The organism is Terribium retamae (genome assembly GCF_022347545.1).
In the GTDB taxonomy this organism is placed as follows: domain Bacteria; phylum Pseudomonadota; class Alphaproteobacteria; order Rhizobiales; family Rhizobiaceae; genus Mesorhizobium; species Mesorhizobium retamae.
Genome location: NZ_JAKREW010000059.1, coordinates 1 through 21,309, shown reverse-complemented (window position 1 = coordinate 21,309; position 21,309 = coordinate 1). Strand labels below are relative to the sequence as shown.

The following is a 21,309-nucleotide window of genomic DNA, read 5'->3' as shown; positions in this document are numbered from 1 at the left end:
GATGTAGTCGAGCTCAACGAGGCCTTCGCAGCGCAGGGCCTTGCGGTGCTGCGCGAGCTCGGTCTTGCCGAAGATGCGCCGCACATCAATCCGAATGGCGGCGCCATCGCGCTTGGCCATCCGCTCGGCATGAGTGGTGCCCGCATCACCGGCACGGCGGCACTGGAGCTGAAGGAACGCAACGCCCGCCTCGCACTCGCCACCATGTGCATCGGCGTCGGCCAGGGCATTGCCATCGCCCTCGAAAAGGCGTGAGCGCAAAGGCGTTTTAACCCAATCCGGATTTGTCACCCAAATGCTCGTTGCCGGGCCGGGAGGCGATGGATATGGTTGTTCGAGGCTTCAACAAACAGCCTTTCGGCGCAACGACGTCGCGTCCCCAAGGGGAACAGGGGCGACGAAAACAGGGAAAATCGATGATGATGCACAAGATCGCTCTCCGTTCGCGCACCCTTCTGACGGGTGCCGCGCTTGCTGCCTTGATTTATGCTGGAGCGCCGGCACTGGCCGATACACCGCCCGACACGCTGGTCCAGGCCTGGGCGATCGACGACATCATTTCGCTCGACCCCGCGGAAGCGTTCGAACTGTCGACTGGCGAGATCACCGGCAACACCTACGACATGCTGGTTCGCCTCGATGCCAACGACACCACCAAGGTGGTCGGCGGCATTGCCGAAAGCTGGACCGTCTCGGACGATGCGTTGACCTATACCTTCAAGCTGAAGCCGGACCTGAAATTCGCGTCCGGCAATCCGATCACCGCCGAGGACGTCGCCTATTCGTTCGAGCGTGCGGTCAAGCTGAACAAGAGCCCAGCCTTCATCATCCAGCAGTTCGGGCTGACCGCCGACAATGTCGGCGAAAAGGCCAAGGCAGCGGACGCTTCCACCTTCGTCTTCACGGTCGACAAGGCCTATGCGCCGAGCTTCGTGCTGAACTGCTTGACCGCGACCGTCGGCGCCGTCGTCGACAGCAAGCTGGTCAAGGAACATGTCGCGGCCGCCACGCCGAGTGCCGACTATAAATTCGACAACGACTTCGGCAATGCCTGGCTGAAGACCAACTATGCCGGTTCCGGTCCGTACAAGACCCGTGAATGGCGTGCAAACGAAGTCGTCGTGCTGGAGCGTAACGACAATTATTACGGCACCAAAGGCAACATGACACGTGTCATCTATCGCCACGTCAAGGAAAGTGCCGCTCAGCGTCTGCTCCTGGAGAAGGGCGATATTGACATCGCCCGCAACCTGCAACCGGGCGACTACGAGGCCGTAAGCAAGAATGCGGACCTCGCCACGACGTCGACCCCCAAGAGCACGGTCTACTACGTCAGTCTCAACCAGAAGAACCCCAATCTCGCCAAGCCCGAGGTGCGGGAAGCCTTCAAATATCTGATCGACTATGACGCGCTCGGCGACACGTTGCTCAAGGGCATCGGCGTGGTCCACCAGAACTTCCTGCCGAAGGGCATTCTGGGCGCCGTGGAGGACAAGCCTTACACGTTCGATGTCGCCAAGGCCAAGGAACTGTTGGCCAAGGCTGGCCTGGCGGATGGGTTCTCGGTCACGATGGACACGCGCAGCGGCCAGCCGGAATCGGGCGTCGCCGAATCGATCCAGCAGACGGCAGCGCAGGCCGGCATCAAGATCGAGCTCGTGCCGGAAGACTTCAAACAGCTTCTGACCCGTTATCGTGCTCGCCAGCACGACATCGCCATCTTGCAATGGGGCGTCGACTACTGGGATCCGAACTCAAACTCCGAGACCTTCGCCACCAATCCAAACAACGCCGACGATTCCATGAACAAGACGCTGGCCTGGCGCAACGCCTGGGATGTGCCGGCGGAGATCCAGAAAGAATCGGCAGCGGCCTTGCTCGAACGCGATCCTGCCAAGCGTACCCAGATGTATCAGGACGTCCAGAAGAAGATCCGTGAACAGGGTCCGTTCAACTTCATCTGGCAGCAGACCGAAGTTGCCGGTTTGCGTAAGAACGTCCAGGGCTTCAAGCTCGGGCCCACTTTCGACACCAATTTCGTGGCGCCGGTGACCAAGTAATCGATCTTGTCTGTTGCCCACATGACCAATGAGCCGGGGCGGAGGCGCAAAAAAGCCTCCGCCCTAGCGCTTGCGCTGCTGCGCTTTGTTTTCATCGCCGCGGTCACCTTTCTGGGGTTGATCGCGGTGACCTTCTTCATCGGCCGCGTCATGCCGATCGACCCGGTGCTGGCCATCGTCGGAGACCGCGCGCCGGCCAGCGTGGTTGCGGCCGCGCGACAGCAATACGGCTTCGACCTGCCCGTCTGGCAGCAGTTCCTGCTCTACGTGCAAAAGGCGGTACAGGGCGACTTCGGCACGTCGGTTCTGTCCACCTATCCAGTCATGCAGGACATCCGCCGCGTTTTCCCGGCAACTCTGGAACTGGCGACGGTTGGAACGCTGATCGGCCTTCTGTTCGGTATCCCGCTCGGGGTGTTGGCAGCGGTCAAACGCGGCTCCTTCCTTGACCAGGCAGTGCGCGTCATCGGCCTCATCGGTTATTCCATGCCGATTTTCTGGCTCGGGCTCCTCGGCCTTCTGGTCTTCTACGCCAGGCTTGGCTGGGTCGAAGGGCCAGGACGCATAGGCATCGCCTATGAATACACCTTCACCCCGGTCACCGGCCTCTATCTGCTCGACGCCATCATCCAGCGCGACTGGAGTGTCTTCCGGGATGTTTTCTCGCATATCATCCTGCCGGCCTCGCTGCTCGGCTATATCTCCATGGCCTATATCAGCCGCATGACGCGCTCCTTCATGCTGAACGAACTTGCGCAAGAGTACGTCGTGGCCGCGCGAGCGAAAGGCCTTTCGGAGGCTCGCATCATCTGGGGCCATGCGCTGCGCAATGCCGCGGTGCCACTGGTGACGGTGATCGCTCTGTCCTACGCGACCTTGCTCGAAGGCTCGGTGCTGACCGAGACGGTGTTCTCCTGGCCGGGCATCGGGCTTTATCTCACCAACTCGCTGCAGAACGCCGATATGAATGCCGTCCTCGGAGCCACCATCGTGATCGGTGCAGTGTTCATTGCCTTGAACCTGTTGTCGGACCTGCTCTACCAACTTCTCGACCCGAGGACGCGGTCATGAGCGCACCCGACATTTCCGAAATGGGCTGGCGCGAGTGGCTGCTTTCGGAGCGGCCGCAATCGCGCTCGCAGGCGCGGCTCGGCCGTGCCTACATGACCTGGCGACGTTTCACCGCGAACCAGTTGGCAGTGATCGGGCTTTTCATCATCCTGGCGCTGGTTTTCGTCGCCATATTCGCAGGCCTGTTGGCACCCTACTCGCCGGTGGTCGGTGACTTGCGTGGCGCACGCCTGCTGCCGCCAGATTGGGCGCACTGGATGGGTACCGACGACCAGGGGCGCGATATCCTCTCGCGTGTCATCTACGGCTCGCGGCTGACACTCTACGTCATCGTGCTGGTTGCGCTGATCGCCGCACCCATCGGGCTCATCGTCGGAACCGTCGCCGGCTATGCAGGCGGCTGGACCGACGCGATCCTGATGCGCATCACCGACATCTTCCTCGCCTTTCCGAAACTGATCCTGGCGCTTGCCTTCGTCGCCGCACTCGGTCCCGGCATCGAGAACGCCATCATCGCGATCGCCATCACCTCCTGGCCGCCCTATGCGCGCATCGCGCGCGCCGAGACGCTGATGGTGCGCAATTCTGATTACATCAAGGCCGTCGAGATCATGGGGGCCTCGCCTGGGCGCATCATCATGCGCCACATCATGCCGATGTGCATCTCGTCGCTGATCGTCCGCGTCACACTCGACATGGCGGGCATCATCATCATCGCCGCGGGCCTCGGCTTCCTCGGCCTCGGCGCACAACCGCCATTGCCCGAATGGGGTGCGATGATCGCGTCAGGCCGTCGTTTCATCCTCGACCAATGGTGGGTGGCGGCCATGCCCGGCATGGCGATCCTCGTCGTCAGCCTCGGCTTCAACCTTCTCGGTGACGGCCTGCGGGATGCGCTCGATCCAAGGAGTTCGGGCCAATGAGTGGTAATCTGCTCGAGGTCGATAACCTCAAGGTCCGCTTTCCCACCCGCACCGGTGTCATCGAAGCGGTGCGCGGCGTCTCCTTCTCGTTGGGGCGCGAACGGCTCGGCATCGTCGGCGAATCCGGCTCCGGCAAGTCCCAGACCGGCCGCGCCATCATGGGGCTCACCGATCCCCGCGCCGAAGTGACGGCCGACAGGCTGGAGTTCGACGGCATCGACTTGTTGTCGTTGCCGGCCCGCGAGCGTCGCGCGCTGCGCGGCAAGCGGGTCGCGATGATCCTGCAGGATCCCAAATATTCGCTCGATCCCGTCATCAGCATCGGCCGCCAGATCGTCGAGACCTTGCGCACTCATGAGAAGGTCTCCAAGGCCGAGGCAAGGGAACGCGCTCTCGACATGCTGGCAGCGGTGCAGATCCGGGATCCGAAGCGTGTCTTCGACCTCTATCCGCACGAAGTCTCCGGCGGCATGGGCCAACGCGCGATGATCGCCATGATGCTGATTGCGGGCCCTGAACTCCTGATCGCCGATGAACCCACCTCGGCGCTCGATGTGACGGTCCAACTCGACGTGCTTGCCATCCTCGATCGGCTCGTCGCCGAGCGCGGCATGGGGCTTGTCTTCATCTCGCATGATCTGAGATTGGTTTCCTCGTTTTGCGACCGTGTCGTGGTAATGTATGCCGGCAGGGTGGTGGAACAACTGCCGGCCTCGGAGCTCGCCAACGCACAACATCCCTACACGCAGGGCTTGCTCGACTGCATGCCGAAGATCGGCGCCGACCGTCATCCATTGCCTGTGCTGGCACGCAAGGCGGAGTGGGCGGCATGACAGCGGCGCTTCTGGCAGAAAAAGTCGAAGTCGTCTTCGATCAGTTCCGAGCCCTCAAGGGCGTCAGCGTCGAGGTGCATCCTGGCGAATCCTTCGGTCTCGTCGGTGAATCGGGCTCGGGCAAGTCGACGTTGCTGCGCGCCATCGCCGGTCTGGCACCAGTGGCTTCGGGCAGCATCACCGTCACCGGCAAACCACTTGGTCGCCGCCGTGACAAGGCTTTCTACCGGCAGGTGCAGATGGTGTTCCAAGACCCCTACGGTTCGCTCCATCCGCGCCAGACGGTGGATCGGCTCCTCCAGGAACCCCTAGCCGTCCACGGTATCGGCGACAGCGAAACCCGTATTCGCCGCGCATTGGAGGAAGTGGGCCTGAGTTCCGGCTTTCGCTTCCGCTATTCGCACCAACTTTCGGGCGGCCAGCGCCAGCGTGTGGCGATCGCGCGCGCGCTGATCCTGGAGCCATCGATCCTGCTGCTCGACGAGCCGACTTCGGCGCTCGATGCGTCGGTGCAAGCAGAGGTGCTGAACCTGCTCGAACAGGTGAGGCGTGACCGCAAGCTGACCTATCTGATGGTCAGCCACGACCTCGCCGTCATCAACCATATGTGCGAGCGGCTGATGGTCATGCAGAACGGCGAGTCGGTCGAACAGCTCACAGCCGCCGACCTTGTCTCCCACAACGTCGCTCAGGACTACACGCGACGCCTTCTCAAGGCATCGGAAGGTTTCGTCCGGGTGGGATGACGCCTTGGAGCGTTTCCGTTTTTTCGGAATCACGGGAACGCTCTAAGGTTTTGTTTTCGCCGCATTTTTGTAACGCCAAGTGATTCCATTTGGCTACAAAAATGCTAGCCGAAAAGCCGGTTTGCCTCTTCAGCGGTGTAATAGCCCATGGCGACATCATGCCGGACAGCCTCGGTCGGACGGTCGAGCGGGTTGCCGTAGCCGCCGCCGCCCGGCGTGCCGACACGCACGCGGTCGCCGGCTTTCAGCGGGATATCCTGCTCCTTGGAGAGATGGAGCGGGACATGTTCCTTGCCATCTCGGATCACCGTGACGGTGTTGACGGCGCCGTCTTTGCCGCCAAGCACGCCTTGCGGACCGAAACGGCCGTGATCCATCACAAAGGATGCACGCGCTTCACCGCGCAGCAGTTCGACCTCATAGGAGAGACCCATACCGCCGCGATGCCTGCCGGCGCCGCCCGACCCTTCGCGCAGCGCATAATGACGGTAGAGCACCGGAAAAGCCTGTTCCATGATCTCGACCGGCGGAGACTTGGAGATGCCGATGGTCGAGCAGCCGTTGGACAGGCCGTCATGCCAAGCATTGCCGCCATAACCGCCACCGGAGATCTGATACATGACGAAGTCGCGGCCCCGAGCCGGATCGTGGCCGCCGAGCGCGAAATTGCCGCTGGAACCGGCGGGAGCTGCAGTGACCTTGCCCGGCAGCGCCTGCACCATCGCAGCGAAGACCGCCTCGGCGATACGCTGAGACACTTCCGCCGCGCAGCCGGAGACCGGTCGCGGATATCTGGCATCGAGAAAGGTGCCTTCCGGACTTTTGACGACAAGCGGCTCGAAGGCGCCTGCACTGATCGGCACATCCGGGAAAATGTGGCGCATGGCGAGATAGACGGAAGACAGCGTCGTCGCCAACACGCTGTTCATCGGCCCGGCGCAGGGTTTCGAAGAACCGGCGAAGTCGAAGGTGAGCGTCTCGTCCTTCTTTTCCACGGCGAGCGCGATGGTGAGCGGTTCATCGATCACCCCATCGGAATCGACAAATGCCTTCGAGCGATAAATGCCATCGGGGATGGCCACGATGTTGGCGCGCATCTGTTCTGCGGCGCGCTCACGCAGCTCCTGGATCGCCGCCGAAACGGTCTGGTCGCCATAACGATCGAGGATTTCGCCGAGCCTGTCCTGGCCGACCAGCAGCGCAGCGGCCTGCGCCTTGATATCGCCGATACGCTGGTCCGCAACCCGAATGTTGGAACAGATGATGGCGTATATCTCGGGATCGAGGACGCCTCGCTTGAACAGCTTCACCGGCGGCAGGCGCAGCCCTTCCTGCTCAACGGCGGTGGCCGAAGCAGAAAAACCGCCCGGCACGGCGCCGCCTATGTCGGGCCAATGGCCGGTGTTGGAGAGCCAGCAGAAGATATGGCCATCGCGATAGACGGGCATGACGAAGCGCACATCCATCAGGTGCGTGCCGCCAAGATAAGGATCGTTGACGATGTAGATGTCGCCCGGCTGTGGCGGCAGGCACCGTCCATCCGCGATCATCTCGATCACCGTCCTCGTCGAGTGCTGCATGACCCCGACAAAGACGGGTAAGCCCTGAGAACCCTGGGCAATCAGTGAACCGTCGGCCGCGGAATAGATACCGTCGGAGCGATCGTTGGCCTCGGCGATGACAGGCGAAAAGGCCGCACGCGAGAAGGTCAGGTCCATCTCGTCGCAGACCTGCTGCAAAGCAGCCTGGATGACGGAGAGCGTGATGGCATCGAGCGTGGTCATCAGCTGCCGACCTCCACGATCAGATTGCCATCTGCATCGCTCCTTGCCCGGTCACCCGGCTCGAGGACCGTGGTCGCGTCCATCTGTTCGATGATCGCGGGCCCTTTGATGACGGCATCGAGCGGCAGCCTGTCGCGGGCATAGACGGGAGTGTCATGCCAGCTGCCCGCATACCAGACCGGCCGGATTTCCAATCGCGCTTCCTTTAGTTTCGTGACCCGGCCAGCGGGATCGATCAGCGTTGAAAGGTCTATCTCCGGACGTACGCCGATAACGGACGTGTTGAGATTGACGAGATTGGCGCGGATTTCCGGCAACTCGACCTTGAAGCGGGCAAAATAGGCTTTCTCGAACAGGCTCTGCAGTGTCGCGCGGTCGACCCTGGACGACGGCAGCGGCACGTTGATCAGGTGGGTCTGGCCGACGAACTGCATATCGGCTGAATGGCTGACGCGTACCGCCTGCGGTTTCACCGCTTCCTTGGCGATCAGTGCTTCGCCTTCAGCACGATGACGTTCAAGAACACTATGAACCTGCTCCTCGTCCAACGTGACGACCGGCAGGTTCAGCGTGTTGACGAAATCGTGCCTGAGATCGGCGACCACGCAGCCGAGCGCATTGGTGATGCCCGGGCGGGCTGGCACCAAAACGCGCGGCAGGCCCAGTTCGCGTGCCAGCGCGCTGGCATGCAGCGGGCCGGCGCCACCAAAGGCGAACAAGGTGAAATCGCGCGGATCATGACCGCGACCGACCGAGACCATGCGGATCGCGCCCGCCATCTTCATGTTTGCGAGCCTCAGCACCGCGCCGGCGGCTTCGACGCCGGAAAGGTTGGTGAAAAGTCCGATCCTGTCCTCGAATACGCGGGCAACGCGTTCCACCGTAACCGGATTGTCGACCGCCAGCAGCTTGTCGGGCGAAAGGCGACCGAGCACCAGATTGGCGTCGGTGATGGTTGGCTCGGTGCCGCCACGACCGTAGCAGATCGGGCCTGGATTGGCGCCGGCGCTCTCCGGCCCGACGCGGATGAGGCCCGCCGCGTCGACGCGCGCGATCGACCCGCCACCGGCACCCACCGTATGAACGGCCACCATCGGCACGTGGATCGGCATGGCATATTCGAGCTCGATCTCGTTGGAGACCGCAGGCTGGGCATCGCGGATCAACGCCACGTCGGTGGACGTGCCACCCATGTCATAGGTGACGAGATTGCGGTGACCAGAGCGGCGACCCGTGTAGGCTGCGGCAATGACACCGGAGGCAGGGCCGGACATCACGGTCTTGGCGGCCTCTCGTGCTACGAAACGTGCCGAGATCATGCCGCCATTGCCGTTCATGATCAGGAAGTCGCGTTCGTATCCTTGCGCCGCCAGCTCATTGCGCAGGCGGGCAACATAGCGCTCCAGGATCGGCTGCACGGCAGCGTTGACGGAGGCAGTGACACCGCGCTCGAACTCACGCGCTTCCGACAAAAGCGTGTGGCCGGCGGTGATGTGGTCGTTCGGCCAAAGTTCTGCTGCGATCTCTGCAGCACGGCGCTCGTGGACGGGATTGGCGTAGGAATGCAGGAAATGGATGACGAGGGATTCGCAACCTGCCGCCAGCAGGCTCTGCACGGCGCGCCGGAAAGCCGCCTCATCCAGCGGTACACGCACCGAACCGGATGCTTCCATGCGCTCCGCGACTTCCAGCCGCAGGTTGCGGGGAATGACCGGCACGAAGGTTCCGGTCATGCCATAGGCGTGCGGGCGCGTGCGGCGGCCGAGTTCGATCACATCGCGGAACCCGGCGGTGGTGATCATGCCGGTCCTGGCCAACCTGCGCTCCAGCACCGCGTTGGTGGTGGTGGTGGTGCCGTGAACGATCAGGTCGATGGAGGAAGCGGAAAAGCCGGTTGCTCCGAGCGCCGAAACGACGCCGAAAGCCTGGTTGTCGAGTGTCGTCGGCGTCTTGGCGATGCGGACCTTGCCGCCGTCGCGGCCGTCGATGAGGATCAGGTCGGTGAAGGTGCCGCCGACATCGATGCCGGCCACGACCCCATCTGATCGCATTGGGTCCGACTGCGCCGGAACTTTCTCATTCATTGCCAAAATCCGAAATGTCCCAACTGCGGATAAGGGCCAGTTTGGAAAGGCGTTCCGCGGCTCGATCTTGACGCTAAGTTCATTTGTATACTAATAGATTTCCGACACAAGAGCCTGCCCCCTGAACAATGCAGAGGCATAGTGGGACCCGCCAAACGGGTACGCAGGACAGCTTAAGCATCAGGAAAAGGTTGGTTCCATGAGCACCGCTTCCGCCCCCAGCACGGACGCCGCCAAGCCGCTGGAATTTCCGATTCCGGCGAATGTCTATGCCGAGAAGGTCGTTTCGGTGAAACACTACACCGACCGCCTTTTTGCCTTCCGCATCACCCGGCCGCAATCGCTGCGCTTCCGCTCCGGCGAGTTCGTGATGATTGGCCTGCCGAATGCCGAGAAGCCGGTGTTCCGCGCCTATTCCGTGGCAAGCCCGGCCTGGGATGAAGAACTGGAGTTCTTCTCGATCAAGGTGCCGGACGGCCCTCTGACCCAGCACCTGCAGAAGATCCAGACCGGCGACACCATCCTGATGCGCCAGAAGGCGACCGGCACGCTGGTGCTCGACGCGCTAACGCCGGGCAAGCGCCTGTTCATGATCTCGACCGGCACTGGCATCGCGCCTTTCGCCAGCCTGCTGCGCGATCCCGACACCTACGAGAAGTTCGAGCACGTCTACCTCACCCACACCTGCCGCGATGTCGCCGAACTGGCCTACGGTCAGGAACTGGTAGCGTCGCTGGCCGACGATCCGCTGATCGGGGAGTTCACCAATGGCCGTGTCACGCTCTACAATTCGACGACACGTGAGACATCGGAACGTATGGGCCGCATCACCGCACTGGTGGGTTCGGGCAAGTTCTATACCGACCTCGGCATTGAGCCGCTGAACCCGGAGACCGACCGCATCATGATCTGCGGTTCGATGCATATGTTGAAAGACGTCAAGGAAATGGCGGAGAATCTAGGCTTCGTCGAAGGTTCGTTGAGCGCTCCGGCAAGCTTCGTCGTCGAACGCGCCTTCGTCGGCTGATTTCCAGAGTTCAGCAAACTTGAAAAATGGCGCCTGATGGCGCCATTTTCTATTCAGCCACGTTGTTCTACTTCACCGTCTTGCCGTCTGCGTCAAAGCGGTAGGTCTTGCTTGCATCCGGCGTTGCGTAGAGCGTCGAGCCCGGCTCGGCATCGTAGACGCCGAAGATGCGCACGGTGATCAGGCCGGCCTTCTCGCAGTCCAGATAGACGTTGGTGTCGGCGCCGAGGTGCTCGGTGTGGACCACCGTGCCCTTCCAGGTGCCTGCCTTTGGATCGACCGTCAGATGTTCGGGGCGTACGCCCACCGTCTTGACGCTCTCGCCCAGCCTCGCGCCATCGATGAAATTCATCTTCGGCGAGCCGATGAAGCCGGCAACGAATTCATTGGCCGGCGCATGATAGAGCTCCATCGGCGCACCGATCTGCTCGATGCGACCGGCGTTCAGCACCACGATCTTGTCGGCCAGCGTCATCGCCTCGACCTGATCGTGGGTAACATAGATCATCGTCGCCTTGAGGCGGCGATGCAGCTGCGCGATCTCCAGGCGCGTGTTGACACGCAGCGCGGCATCGAGATTCGACAGCGGTTCATCGAACAGGAACAGCTTCGGCTCGCGCACCACGGCGCGGCCGATGGCGACCCGCTGACGCTGGCCGCCGGACAGTTCCGCCGGGCGGCGCTTGAGATAAGGTTCCAGCGACAGCATGGTGGAAGCAGCGGTGATGCGCTTGTCTACCTCGGCTGCCGCTTCACCCGCCTGCTTCAGGCCGAGCGCCATGTTGTCGCGGACGGTGAGGTGCGGATAGAGCGCATAGGTCTGGAACACCATGGCGATGCCGCGCTTGGCCGGAGGCGTCGCGGTGACTTCCTGGCTGTCGATCAGCACCCGGCCGGAGGTCGCGTCCTCCAGACCTGCGATGACGCGCAGCAGGGTCGACTTGCCACAGCCCGACGGGCCGACGAAGACGACGAATTCGCCATCCTTTACGTCAAGGTCTATGCCTTTCAGCACATCCACCGGACCGAAGGATTTCTTGACATTCTCGATCTTCAGAGAGCCCACGGCTGTTCCTCGCTCGATTGTTAGAGTTTGACGGGCATGCCGGTGCGGACGCTTTCGTCGGCCGCGAGGCAGACGGCGAGCGAACGCACGGCATCGTCCATGTGACGGGTGAGGTCGATGTCCTCGCGAATGGCCTTCAGGACGAAGGCCTGCTCGAGGTCACACAGTTCCTGGTGTCCGGGCTCGCCCTCCATCGAAAGCAGTTCGTCGGGCTTCAGGAACTTGCCGTCCGGGCCGGTCGCTGCCTGGTGCAGTCGAATGGTCGAGGTCTTGGTGTGAGTGTCGATGTCATCCGACTTCACACCCTCAGCCATGACGATCGACACGCAGCCGTTCGGTGACATCACGTCCTTCACGAAGAACGCGGTCTCCGAAATCATCGGACCCCAGCCTGCCTCATACCAGCCGACCGAGCCGTCCTCGAACAGCACCTGCAAATGGCCGTAATTGTACATGGTAGGCGCGACCTCGTCGGACAGTCGCACGCCCATGCCACGCACTTCGACAGGCTTGGAATCAGTGATCTGCAGCATGACATCGAGATAGTGGACGCCGCAATCGACGATCGGAGACGTCGTCTGCATGAGCTGCTTGTGCGTCTGCCAGGTGTGGCCCGAGGACTGCTGGTTGAGGTTCATGCGGAAGACGTAAGGGCCGCCCAGCTTGCGGGCTTCGGCGATCAGCCTGATCCAGGAGGGGTGATGGCGCAGAATGTAGCCGATCACCACCTTCTTGCCGTTGGCCTTGGCGGCATCGACCACACGCCGCGCGTCAGCCACCGTCGTGGCCAAAGGCTTTTCGACAAACACATGGCAACCGGCCTCGAAGGCCTTCACCGCGTAGTCGGCATGGCTGTCCGAATAGGTGGCGATGCAGGCCAGTTCCGGCTTCTCGTCGCGCAGCGCGTCCTCGAAGGAAGGGCGAATCTCATGACCGGCCAGGCCACCCGGCAACGGCACGTCGGAACGGTTGACGAGCGCCGCGATTTCGAAGCCCGGATTGTTGTAGTAAGCCAGCGCATGGCTGCGGCCCATATTGCCCAGGCCGGCAACGACTACGCGTATGGGGTTCGTCGAAGTCACGATAATGTCCTGCCTTGTTTTCTTCGTTCTTGGTTTGAAAGCCGCCTCTACTTCACAGCACCCGAGGTGATGCCGCGGATAAGCTGGCGCGAGAAAATCAGATAGAGGATCAGCACCGGCAGGATCGCCAGCGACAATGCCGCCAGGATGGCGTTCCAGTTGGTGACGAACTGGCCAAGGAATATCTGCGCGCCGAGCGTGACGGTCTTGGTCGCCTCCGACGGCGCCAAGATCAACGGGAACCACAGGTCGTTCCAGATTGGGATCATGGTGAAGACCGCCACCGTGGCCATGGCCGGACGCACCAGAGGCAACACCAGCCGGAAGAAGATCGTATACTCGGAAAGCCCGTCGATACGGCCGGCGTTCTTGAGGTCGTCCGACACGCCTTTCATGAATTCCGACAGAATGAAGATGGCAAGCGGCAGACCCTGCGCGGTGTAGACCAGGATCAGTGCCGTCAGCGTGTTGACCAGACCTGAAGCCACCATGAGCTGCAGGATGGCAACCGTGCCGAGGCGAATCGGGATCATGATACCCAGCGCCAGGTAGAGACCCATCAGTGTGTTGCCGCGGAAGCGATATTCCGACAGCGCGAAGGCTGCCATGGCGCCAAAGAGCAGCACGAAGAACAGCGACACAACGGTGACGATCAGGCTGTTCTGGAAATAGAGGAAGAAGTCGCCCTGGCCGAACACGGTGGTGTAGCCGACCAGATCGAAGGTCTTGGGCATCGGCGGCATCAGCGGCTGCTGGAATATCGCCTGGCGTGATTTGAACGAGTTGATGACGACTACGAAGACCGGGAACAGCGCGATGACGGTGTAGGTCAAAAGGATCGCGTGTGCGCCGATGGTCCGCGGCAGGGAGGAGGTGGCCTTGCTCATCATGACACCTCAGAACTGGTAGCGACGCAGGCGTCGCTGCACGAGGAAAAGATAGAAGCAGACGCCGATCAGGATGATCAGGAACATCATGGTTGCGATGGTTGCGCCCATATGGGGGTCGCCCACCTGCAACTGGAAACCGAAGAAGGCGCGATAGAGGAAGGTGCCGAGAATATCGGTCGAATAGTTCGGCCCGGCTAGCGCACCCTGCGCTGTGTAGATCAGGTCGAAAGCATTGAAGTTGCCCACAAAGGTCAGGATCGAGATGATGCCGATGGCGGGCAGGATGAGCGGCAGCTTGATCTTCCAGAACTGGGACCAGCCGGTGATGCCGTCGCACTCGGCAGCCTCGATCACCTCGTCGGGAATGGACAGCAGCGCGGCATAGATCAGCATCATCGGAATGCCGACGAACTGCCACACCGAAATCAGGCTGAGCGCGGTCAGCGCATATTCTTCCTTGCCGAGCCACGGCGTGAACCAGCTCTTGAGACCGACCAGCCCCATGACGTTAGGCGCTACGCCCCAGATCGGCGACAGGATCAGTTTCCAGGCGAAACCGACGATGACGAAGGACAGGATGGTCGGGATGAAGATCGCCGTGCGGTAGAAGGCGGTGAAACGCAGTTTCGGGCTGGAGAGAAGCGCTGCCAGCATGACGCCGATCGGGTTCTGCACCACCATGTGAATGATGAAGAACCAGACATTGTTCTTCAAGGCATTCCAGAAGTTGAAGGACCAGTTGGGGTCGGTGAACAGCGTGCGGAAATTGTCGAAGCCGACAAAGGTCTGCACTTGCTCGATGGAACGGAACAGCGACAGCTGCAGCGTGCCGAACAACGGCAGGATCATGATGGCCGTGTAGACGAGCACCGCCGGCGCCAGGAAGACGCCGATATGCCAACGGAACGGTTTTTTCGATGCTGCAGCCATGAGCTCGGTCCTTGCCGCCTCGGGAAATGCTGTCAAATTTTCGGAATGCCGTCCCTCGCCTGTCCGCCGCCCTCGGCGTCCGAGGAAGCAGTGGACTTGAAGCCGGCGCCCCTTCTCCAGTCTTCAAAGGAAGAGCGTAAGGGCGAGGAACCGCGCCGACAATCGGAATTTAGACCGGGCCGCGGCAAGCGCAGCCCGGTCGTTTCGCAGTCTTACTTTGCCGGCTTGTACCAGCCGTCGAGACCCTTCTGCAGCTTTTCGGCAGCAACTTCCGGGGTGTCGGTGCCGTTGATGACATTGGCCGATTCAACCCAGGTCTCGTTCTCCAGATTCGGCGTTCCGCGCGACAAAACCTGATAGGTCGAGCGGATCGTCGGCTTGCACTTCTCGCGCCAAGAAACGAATTCCTGCGCCAGCGGATCTTCCATTTTCACCGCAGTGGAATTCAGGCTGAAGAAGCCGGGCAAAGCATTGGCGTAGATGGAAGCGAATTCCGGCGAAGCGACCCAGGACAGGAAGGTCTTGGCCGCGTCGGCATTCTTGGAGGCCGCATTGAGGCCGATACCGATATCGGTATGATCGGAGATGTAGCAGGTGTCGCCGGCCTTACCGACCGGTGGCGGGAAAGCGCCCATCTTGAACTGCGCCTGGGTGTTGAACAGGCCGATTTCCCACGAGCCCGCCGGATAGATGGCAGCGCGACCCAGCGTGAACAGGTTCTGGCTGTCCGGATAGGTCTGTGCCTCGAAACCGTCGCCGAGATAGGGCTTCCACTTGGCCAGCTCGGCAAACGGCTCGACCCAGTCCTTGTCGGTCAGCTTCTGTTCGCCCTTGATCAAAGCCAGGCGACCTTCTTCGCCCTTCCAGTAGTTCGGGCCGATGTTCTGGTAGCCCATGGTCGCGGCTTCCCAGAGGTCCTTGGTTCCCATCGCCATCGGGATATAGGTGCCATCGGCCTTGATCTTGTCGAGGGCCGCGAAGAACTCGTCGCGGGTTTCCGGAACCTTGAGGCCAAGCTTCTCGAAAGCTTCCTTATTGTAGATGAAGCCGTGGATGACCGAAGCCATCGGAACGCAGAAGGTGGCCGCGCCATCGTCCGTGGTCCATGCCGACTTGGCGACGTCGGAGAAATTCTCCATGCCGGGCAGCTTTGTCAGGTCGGCGAGATTGCCCTTCTTGTAGAGCTCCAGCGACTTGTCGAATGGACGGCAGGTGATCAGGTCGCCAGCCGAACCAGCAGCAAGCTTGGCTCCGAGTGCCGCATCATATTCGGTAGGAGAAGACGGTGCGAACACGACCTTGATGCCGGGATTCTTCGCCTCGAAAGCCGGGATCAGCTTGTCTTTCCAAATGCCGAGGTCGTCGTTGCGCCAGCTCTCGATGTTGAGCGTGACATCGGCGGCGGAAGCGACGCCGGCGAAGCCGAGTACACTGGAGCCTAAAAGTAGCGCCGTAAGAAGTTTCGTCTTCATTCTCAGTCTCCCTGTTGACCTTTTTCAGGTTCGGTTTTGACGAGACGGGAGGCTTTGGCCCCCCTGTTCTCCTCTGATGGCGGAAAGGGCGGGCCGCAGCTTCTGGCCAGCCTTCTCCAATACTCCCTCGGCCACGTCGACGCTTTCGGCACCGGCGGCGAGCAGGATGGCCGTCTTCACCGCACCGCCGCTCTGCTCGAGCGAACGGTTCGCGACATCGCGATCAAGCCCGGTGATGGCGGCCACGATACGCGACGCGCGGTCGCGCAGCTTGGCGTTGTCGGCCAGGAGATTGACCATGTAGCCGTCATGGACATGGCCGAGATGAATAGCAGCCAGGGTCGATAGCATGTTGAGCGCGATCTTCTGGGCTGTGCCGGCACCCATACGCGTGGAACCGGCGATGACCTCGGGAGGGGTCTTCAAGAGAATGGCGACATCGGCGGCGTTAAGCAGCGGCGTGTCGGCGTTGTTGGCAATTGCAATCGTTGCTGCGCCGCGCTGGCGCGCTTCGCGCAAAGCACGAACCGCATAAGGGGTAGATCCGCTGGCCGACAAAGCAACCACGCAATCGGCAGCGGTAACGCCCGCGCCGGCAATTGCCGCGGCAGCCCCTTCTTCATCGTCTTCGGGACCGCCGGCGAGGTTGCGGAAAGCTTCTTCGCCGCCGGCGATAAGGATGACGATGCGATTGCGCTCGATGCCGAAAGTGCCGGGGAGTTCAAGGGCGTCGGCCACCGCCATCAAGCCGGAACTGCCAGCAGCTGCATAGACAAGGCGGCCGCCAGCCTTGAGACGCTCGGACACCAGGGCGGATGCGGCGGCAATGGCAGGAATGGCTTCGCGCACGGCGCCGGCGGCCTCGATCTGGGCCTCGGCCAGCGACCTCAATACGACCTCGGGCGCCTGGATATCCAGTCCTTCGGCATCTCGATGCTGAGCTTCGGTGCGCTTCTGCGCCATTCCGGTTCCTCCACCTCCCTCGACAATACCAAAAAAATACCACTTGTCCACTGGCATTAGCAATTTCGTAATGACTTCCGTCTCGCTCTGCAGAAAATGACAATAAAATCAGTGCGATACCTATCATTGAATCGAACCATAAATTTATCCTTGGCTATTGGTATTTTATTGGTATTATCGAGCAAGAGGAGATTTCAGCGTGACTTTCGTGCTCGGCATCGATGGCGGCGGCACCAGCTGCAGGGCAGCGCTCGCAACAGCGGGCGGTGAAATCCTTGGCCGTGCGAAGTCGGGAGCGGCAAACATCCGCAGCGACCTGACGGGCGCACGCACCAACATCGTCGATGCGGCCAGGCAGGCATTTCTTGAAGCGGGTGAAGATCCCGACCTCATCCCGCAGACACCTGCTATATTGGGTCTCGCCGGTGCCAATGTCGGCACCTATAAACAGCAGCTTGAGGCCATCCTGCCGTTCAGCCGCTCCAGTGTGGAAACGGATTTCGAGATCGCGCTTGAAGGCGCAGTCGGCTCCGGCGACGGTGCCATCGCCATTCTTGGCACCGGCACCGCCTATATGGTTCGCAAGCAAGGCAAGTCGCGCTCGGTCGGCGCCTGGGGCTTCCAGGTCGGCGATCAGGGCAGCGGCGCACGCATCGGACGCGACCTACTGGAGCAGACGCTGCTGGCTTATGACGGCATTCGCGAATCCTCGCCGCTGACCCGTGAAATGATGGGTATCTTCCGCGACAATCCGCAGGACTTGGTCGAATTCACCACCCATGCGAAGCCCGGCGATTTCGGTGGCTTCGCACCAAAAGTATTCGAGAATGCCGCCAGAGGCGATGTCGTGGCGACCTGGATCGTCGATAAATCCGTTGCCGATGTCGAAGCCTCGCTCGGCGTACTTGACCTCGAACAAAACGATCCGCTCTGCCTGCTCGGCGGTCTGGCTCCGCTCTATGCCCCGCGGCTGTCGGAACGGTATCGCGCATTGCTGAAGACCCCGTTGGACGATGCCCTGGGTGGCGCGGTGCGCATGGCCGTGCGCAAATTCGCCGGCGAGGCGGAGGCGGCATGATGAGCGAAGCAGCGGACGTCATCTTTGCCTCGCTCAAACAAGCCTCGCAAAGCGGCGCACCGCTGTACCTCCAGCTTCGCCGCAGCATAGAGGATGCCGTCAACCGTGGATTGATCGGGCCAGGCGACGCACTGCCTTCGGAGCGGGACATCGCCTCGATGGCCGACATCTCACGCGTCACCGTGCGCAAGGCGGTGCAGGATCTCGTCAAGGGCGGGGTCCTGGTGCAGCGCCATGGTTCCGGCACCTTCGTGGCGCCGCGGATGGAACGGGTCGAACAATCCCTGTCGCGGCTTACTTCCTTCACCGAAGACATGGCGCGGCGCGGCAAGGTTGTGCGCTCAACCTGGCTTGACCGCGGACTTTATGCCCCTTCGCCCGAAGAAATGATGGTGCTGGGCCTCGCCGCCAGCGAAATGGTGGCAAGGGTGGCACGCCTGCGCATCGCCAACGACACACCTCTGGCGATCGAACGCGCCTCTTTGTCCGCCAGTGCCTTGCCTGATCCCAGTGTTGTCAGCTCTTCGCTCTACGCAGCTTTGGAGGAGACCGGAAACCGGCCGGTGCGCGCGGTGCAGCGCATCTCTGCCGTCAACCTCAACGAGGCGGATGCCAGGTTGCTCGATGCGCCAACAGGTTCGGCCAGCTTGCGTATCGAACGAATATCCTATCTTGCCAGCGGCAAGGTGATCGAGTTCACACGGTCGGTCTACCGTGGCGATGCCTATGATTTTGTCGCCGAGTTGCGGCTTGGCGTGACAAGTGACGACAACGGAGTGCGGCAGTGACAACAACAAAATCCCATATGCGCCGCGAAGTCGAAGAAATTCCGGAGGCAACCGCCCGGCTTCTCGAAGGGTCGGGCAAGGTGCTGGCCGATGCCGGCCGTGGCATTCGCGAGCGCGATCCCAATTTCCTCATCACCGTGGCACGCGGCTCCTCCGACCATGCCGCCACATTCATGAAATATGCGGTGGAGTTGACCGCCGGCCTGGCCGTCGCTTCCGTCGGCCCGTCCGTTGCTTCGATCTATGGCGCGAAGCTCCGCCTGAATGGCTCGGCATGCCTCGCCATCTCTCAGTCGGGCAAAAGCCCGGACATCGTCGCCATGGCCGAGAGCGCGCGTTCGCGCGGTGCACTGACAATTGCGCTTACCAACACCGCCGACTCGCCGTTGGCACGCGCGGCCGACTATGCCGTCGATATCTTGGCCGGGCCGGAACTCAGCGTTGCCGCCACCAAGACCTATGTCAATTCTGCTGTCGCGGGACTTGCCCTGATGGCGCATGCCACAGGGGACGAGGCACTCATTGCCGCCCTGAAACAGCTGCCCGAGCATTTCAGCAAAGCGGTCGCCTGCGACTGGGGTGCGCTCACCGCCGCGCTCGACGGGCACAACTCGCTTTTCATCCTGGGTCGCGGCCCTTCTTTCGCCATCGCTTCGGAAGCGGCGCTGAAGTTCAAGGAAACCTGCGCAGTGCACGCTGAAGCCTATAGCGGCGCCGAGGTGATGCACGGACCGATGGCGTTGGTCGGCCCGCAATTCCCGATACTGGCGCTTGCCGCCCGTGATGCCTCGGAACCCTCACTGGCCGCCGCTGCAGACACGCTGGCAGCAAAAGGCGCCGCCACTTTCATCACCTCGACATTGGCCAAGAACGCGACAACGCTTCCCCATGCCGCGACCGGACATCCGCTGACCGATCCGCTGACGCTGATCGTATCGTTCTATGCTTTCGTGGAAGCCTTCGCCCGCCACCGCGGTCTCGACCCCGATGCGCCGCCGAATCTGCGCAAGGTCACGGAGACCGTATGAGCAAGCAACTCGCATTCACCGGCGCGCGGATCTTCGATGGCGCCGACTGGCACGACAATGCCGCCTTGATCGTTTCCGACGGGCTGGTCGAGGCGATCGCTAAACGCGACGACACGCCATCCGACGCCGAAATCGTCGACCTCGGCGGCGGCATCCTGGCGCCCGGCTTCATCGACCTGCAGGTCAATGGCGGCGGCGGCGTGATGCTGAACGATCACCCCGATCTCGCCTCGATCGAAACGATCTGCCGGGCGCACGCACCCTTCGGCACCACAGCGCTGCTGCCGACGCTGATCACCGACACGCCGGAAATCACCGCTGCCGCAATTGCTGCCGGCGCCGAGGCAGCGCAACGCAAGCTGCCGGGGTTCCTCGGCCTGCATCTGGAAGGCCCGCATCTGTCGCTGGCGCGCAAGGGTGCGCACGATCCCAAGCTGATCCGGCCGATGAACGACGCCGACGAGGCCGCGCTGATTGCAACACGGGCGAAGCTTCCGGTCTTGCAGACGACGGTCGCACCGGAATCGGTCACGGCCGCCCAGGTCGAAGTCCTGGCAAAGGCCGGCATCGTCGTCAGCCTTGGCCATTCCGACACCGACTACGCCACTGCCACGACCTATGCCAAGGCAGGAGCCTCCATGGCCACGCATCTGTTCAACGCGATGAGCCAGATCGGCAACCGCGAACCCGGCCTGGCCGGGGCCGCGATCGACAGCGGCACGATGTTCGCCGGCCTCATTGCCGACGGCATTCATGTGCATCCGGCAACCATCGAGATCGCGCTGAAGGCCAAACAGGGCCCGGCGCGCATCTTCCTGGTCACGGATGCCATGGCAACGATCGGTACCGACATGACCGAGTTCACGCTGAACGGCCGCACCGTCTATCGTAAGGACGGCAGCCTGCGACTGGCCGACGGCACGCTGGCCGGCGCCGACCTGGACATGATTTCAGCTGTTCGGTTCATGCACCAGGTCGTCGGCATCGAGCTGGCCGAGGCTTTGCGCATGGCCTCTCTCTATGCGGCCGAAGCCGTCGGCCAATCGCATCGGCTCGGCCGCTTCGCCAAGGGCACGGCGGCCGACATCGTCGCCTTGAGCGACGATCTGGCCATGAAGGGCACCTGGATCGGCGGCGAGGACGTCTTCGGCTGATAACGCCGCGATGCTGGTTACCGTGCCGCCTCTCTGGGGGTGCGTCCTTCGAGGCTCGCCCGCACTACTTTTCGCTATAATTCCAAAGCTTTGGGGGCTCGCACCTCAGGATGAGGGCCGTTGTGTTATGCGGACGACAATCCTGAAACGTCTCAGAACTCGGCCGTCGTTGTACAACGGTCCTCATCAACTCTGAGGACTTTCGGCGTCTCTGAGCCTTGCGTTGAGCGTGATGACGATCTTTCTCATGACGGCAGCGATGGCGACGATTGGCTTTTTGCCGTTGCCGACGAGACGGCTGTAGAAGGCTGCGAACTGGCCATGGCCAGC

General features: G+C 61.8%; 18 protein-coding genes and 2 pseudogenes. 11 read left to right on the top strand and 9 right to left on the bottom strand.

Annotated features, from left to right (window positions below; genetic code table 11):
- From L4923_RS28265 to L4923_RS28240, 6 genes and pseudogenes are all read left to right on the top strand, one after another.
- Window positions 1-255, top strand: a pseudogene (locus L4923_RS28265) (3-oxoadipyl-CoA thiolase); the annotation flags it as partial.
- A gap of 164 nt (window positions 256-419) precedes the next feature.
- On the top strand, window positions 420-2,060 hold the full coding sequence (locus tag L4923_RS28260) for an ABC transporter substrate-binding protein (protein ID WP_239370435.1): 1,641 nt from the start codon (window positions 420-422) through the stop codon (window positions 2,058-2,060).
- Between the two features lie 21 nt (window positions 2,061-2,081).
- The gene (locus L4923_RS28255) at window positions 2,082-3,131 is read left to right on the top strand and encodes an ABC transporter permease (RefSeq protein WP_239370438.1); all 1,050 of its coding nucleotides are present in this window, start codon (window positions 2,082-2,084) and stop codon (window positions 3,129-3,131) included.
- The gene (nikC, locus tag L4923_RS28250) at window positions 3,128-4,054 is read left to right on the top strand and encodes a nickel transporter permease (RefSeq protein WP_239370434.1); all 927 of its coding nucleotides are present in this window, start codon (window positions 3,128-3,130) and stop codon (window positions 4,052-4,054) included. Before L4923_RS28255 ends, nikC begins: the two co-directional genes overlap by 4 nt.
- Complete coding sequence (locus L4923_RS28245) at window positions 4,051-4,887, top strand: ABC transporter ATP-binding protein (protein ID WP_239370433.1); 837 nt, start codon at window positions 4,051-4,053, stop codon at window positions 4,885-4,887. Before nikC ends, L4923_RS28245 begins: the two co-directional genes overlap by 4 nt.
- Window positions 4,884-5,633 (top strand): ABC transporter ATP-binding protein, encoded by a 750-nt coding sequence (locus L4923_RS28240; protein ID WP_239370432.1) that lies wholly within the window; start codon window positions 4,884-4,886, stop codon window positions 5,631-5,633. Before L4923_RS28245 ends, L4923_RS28240 begins: the two co-directional genes overlap by 4 nt.
- A gap of 104 nt (window positions 5,634-5,737) precedes the next feature.
- On the opposite strand, the gene L4923_RS28235 is transcribed toward L4923_RS28240, so the two are convergent.
- Complete coding sequence (locus tag L4923_RS28235) at window positions 5,738-7,417, bottom strand: hydantoinase B/oxoprolinase family protein (RefSeq protein ID WP_239370431.1); 1,680 nt, start codon at window positions 7,415-7,417, stop codon at window positions 5,738-5,740.
- A complete protein-coding gene (locus L4923_RS28230) occupies window positions 7,417-9,501 on the bottom strand; it encodes a hydantoinase/oxoprolinase family protein (RefSeq protein ID WP_239370430.1) in 2,085 nt (694 codons plus the stop codon). The genes L4923_RS28235 and L4923_RS28230 overlap by 1 nt, the downstream gene beginning before the upstream one ends.
- A gap of 199 nt (window positions 9,502-9,700) precedes the next feature.
- On the opposite strand from L4923_RS28230, the gene L4923_RS28225 reads away from it, so the two are divergent.
- Window positions 9,701-10,528: a ferredoxin--NADP reductase gene (locus L4923_RS28225; protein ID WP_239370429.1), complete on the top strand. Its 828-nt coding sequence runs from the start codon at window positions 9,701-9,703 to the stop codon at window positions 10,526-10,528.
- Window positions 10,529-10,595: 67 nt separating this feature from the next.
- On the opposite strand, the gene L4923_RS28220 is transcribed toward L4923_RS28225, so the two are convergent.
- The 6 genes from L4923_RS28220 to L4923_RS28195 all read right to left on the bottom strand — a co-directional run bounded on the left by L4923_RS28220 (window position 10,596) and on the right by L4923_RS28195 (window position 16,931).
- Window positions 10,596-11,594 (bottom strand): ABC transporter ATP-binding protein, encoded by a 999-nt coding sequence (locus tag L4923_RS28220; protein WP_239370428.1) that lies wholly within the window; start codon window positions 11,592-11,594, stop codon window positions 10,596-10,598.
- 20 nt (window positions 11,595-11,614) lie between these two features.
- On the bottom strand, window positions 11,615-12,679 hold the full coding sequence (locus L4923_RS28215; RefSeq protein ID WP_239370437.1) for a Gfo/Idh/MocA family protein: 1,065 nt from the start codon (window positions 12,677-12,679) through the stop codon (window positions 11,615-11,617).
- Between the two features lie 44 nt (window positions 12,680-12,723).
- The gene (locus tag L4923_RS28210; protein WP_239370427.1) at window positions 12,724-13,563 is read right to left on the bottom strand and encodes a carbohydrate ABC transporter permease; all 840 of its coding nucleotides are present in this window, start codon (window positions 13,561-13,563) and stop codon (window positions 12,724-12,726) included.
- A 9-nt stretch (window positions 13,564-13,572) separates the two neighbouring features.
- On the bottom strand, window positions 13,573-14,496 hold the full coding sequence (locus L4923_RS28205; RefSeq protein ID WP_239370426.1) for a carbohydrate ABC transporter permease: 924 nt from the start codon (window positions 14,494-14,496) through the stop codon (window positions 13,573-13,575).
- A 212-nt stretch (window positions 14,497-14,708) separates the two neighbouring features.
- Window positions 14,709-15,968: an ABC transporter substrate-binding protein gene (locus L4923_RS28200; protein ID WP_239370425.1), complete on the bottom strand. Its 1,260-nt coding sequence runs from the start codon at window positions 15,966-15,968 to the stop codon at window positions 14,709-14,711.
- Window positions 15,969-15,992: 24 nt separating this feature from the next.
- On the bottom strand, window positions 15,993-16,931 hold the full coding sequence (locus tag L4923_RS28195; protein WP_239370424.1) for an N-acetylmuramic acid 6-phosphate etherase: 939 nt from the start codon (window positions 16,929-16,931) through the stop codon (window positions 15,993-15,995).
- 199 nt (window positions 16,932-17,130) lie between these two features.
- Between L4923_RS28195 and L4923_RS28190 the strand changes: the two genes are divergently transcribed.
- The 4 genes from L4923_RS28190 to nagA are packed head-to-tail and all read left to right on the top strand — an operon-like array spanning window position 17,131 to window position 20,979.
- A complete protein-coding gene (locus L4923_RS28190; RefSeq protein ID WP_239370423.1) occupies window positions 17,131-18,009 on the top strand; it encodes a glucosamine kinase nucleotide-binding domain-containing protein in 879 nt (292 codons plus the stop codon).
- Window positions 18,009-18,797: a GntR family transcriptional regulator gene (locus L4923_RS28185; protein WP_239370422.1), complete on the top strand. Its 789-nt coding sequence runs from the start codon at window positions 18,009-18,011 to the stop codon at window positions 18,795-18,797. The genes L4923_RS28190 and L4923_RS28185 overlap by 1 nt, the downstream gene beginning before the upstream one ends.
- Window positions 18,798-18,814: 17 nt before the next feature.
- Window positions 18,815-19,825, top strand: coding sequence for an SIS domain-containing protein (locus tag L4923_RS28180; RefSeq protein WP_239370436.1), 1,011 nt, complete (start codon window positions 18,815-18,817; stop codon window positions 19,823-19,825).
- On the top strand, window positions 19,822-20,979 hold the full coding sequence (gene nagA, locus L4923_RS28175) for an N-acetylglucosamine-6-phosphate deacetylase (RefSeq protein ID WP_239370421.1): 1,158 nt from the start codon (window positions 19,822-19,824) through the stop codon (window positions 20,977-20,979). Before L4923_RS28180 ends, nagA begins: the two co-directional genes overlap by 4 nt.
- Before the next feature lie 186 nt (window positions 20,980-21,165).
- Here the strand turns inward: nagA and L4923_RS28170 are convergent.
- Window positions 21,166-21,309 (bottom strand): annotated as a pseudogene (locus L4923_RS28170) (IS110 family transposase); the annotation flags it as partial.

Excerpts from the sequence above, each read along its gene's own strand:
- L4923_RS28235 (WP_239370431.1), bottom strand. The coding sequence starts at position 7,417 with ATGACCACGCTCGATGCCATCACGCTCTCCGTCATCCAGGCTGCTTTG.
- L4923_RS28255 (WP_239370438.1), top strand. The coding sequence starts at position 2,082 with ATGACCAATGAGCCGGGGCGGAGGCGCAAAAAAGCCTCCGCCCTAGCG.
- L4923_RS28240 (WP_239370432.1), top strand. The coding sequence starts at position 4,884 with ATGACAGCGGCGCTTCTGGCAGAAAAAGTCGAAGTCGTCTTCGATCAG.
- L4923_RS28205 (WP_239370426.1), bottom strand. The coding sequence starts at position 14,496 with ATGGCTGCAGCATCGAAAAAACCGTTCCGTTGGCATATCGGCGTCTTC.
- L4923_RS28200 (WP_239370425.1), bottom strand. The coding sequence starts at position 15,968 with ATGAAGACGAAACTTCTTACGGCGCTACTTTTAGGCTCCAGTGTACTC.
- L4923_RS28260 (WP_239370435.1), top strand. The coding sequence starts at position 420 with ATGATGCACAAGATCGCTCTCCGTTCGCGCACCCTTCTGACGGGTGCC.
- L4923_RS28185 (WP_239370422.1), top strand. The coding sequence starts at position 18,009 with ATGAGCGAAGCAGCGGACGTCATCTTTGCCTCGCTCAAACAAGCCTCG.
- L4923_RS28180 (WP_239370436.1), top strand. The coding sequence starts at position 18,815 with ATGCGCCGCGAAGTCGAAGAAATTCCGGAGGCAACCGCCCGGCTTCTC.
- nagA (WP_239370421.1), top strand. The coding sequence starts at position 19,822 with ATGAGCAAGCAACTCGCATTCACCGGCGCGCGGATCTTCGATGGCGCC.
- L4923_RS28245 (WP_239370433.1), top strand. The coding sequence starts at position 4,051 with ATGAGTGGTAATCTGCTCGAGGTCGATAACCTCAAGGTCCGCTTTCCC.
- L4923_RS28230 (WP_239370430.1), bottom strand. The coding sequence starts at position 9,501 with ATGAATGAGAAAGTTCCGGCGCAGTCGGACCCAATGCGATCAGATGGG.
- L4923_RS28225 (WP_239370429.1), top strand. The coding sequence starts at position 9,701 with ATGAGCACCGCTTCCGCCCCCAGCACGGACGCCGCCAAGCCGCTGGAA.
- L4923_RS28210 (WP_239370427.1), bottom strand. The coding sequence starts at position 13,563 with ATGAGCAAGGCCACCTCCTCCCTGCCGCGGACCATCGGCGCACACGCG.
- nikC (WP_239370434.1), top strand. The coding sequence starts at position 3,128 with ATGAGCGCACCCGACATTTCCGAAATGGGCTGGCGCGAGTGGCTGCTT.
- L4923_RS28195 (WP_239370424.1), bottom strand. The coding sequence starts at position 16,931 with ATGGCGCAGAAGCGCACCGAAGCTCAGCATCGAGATGCCGAAGGACTG.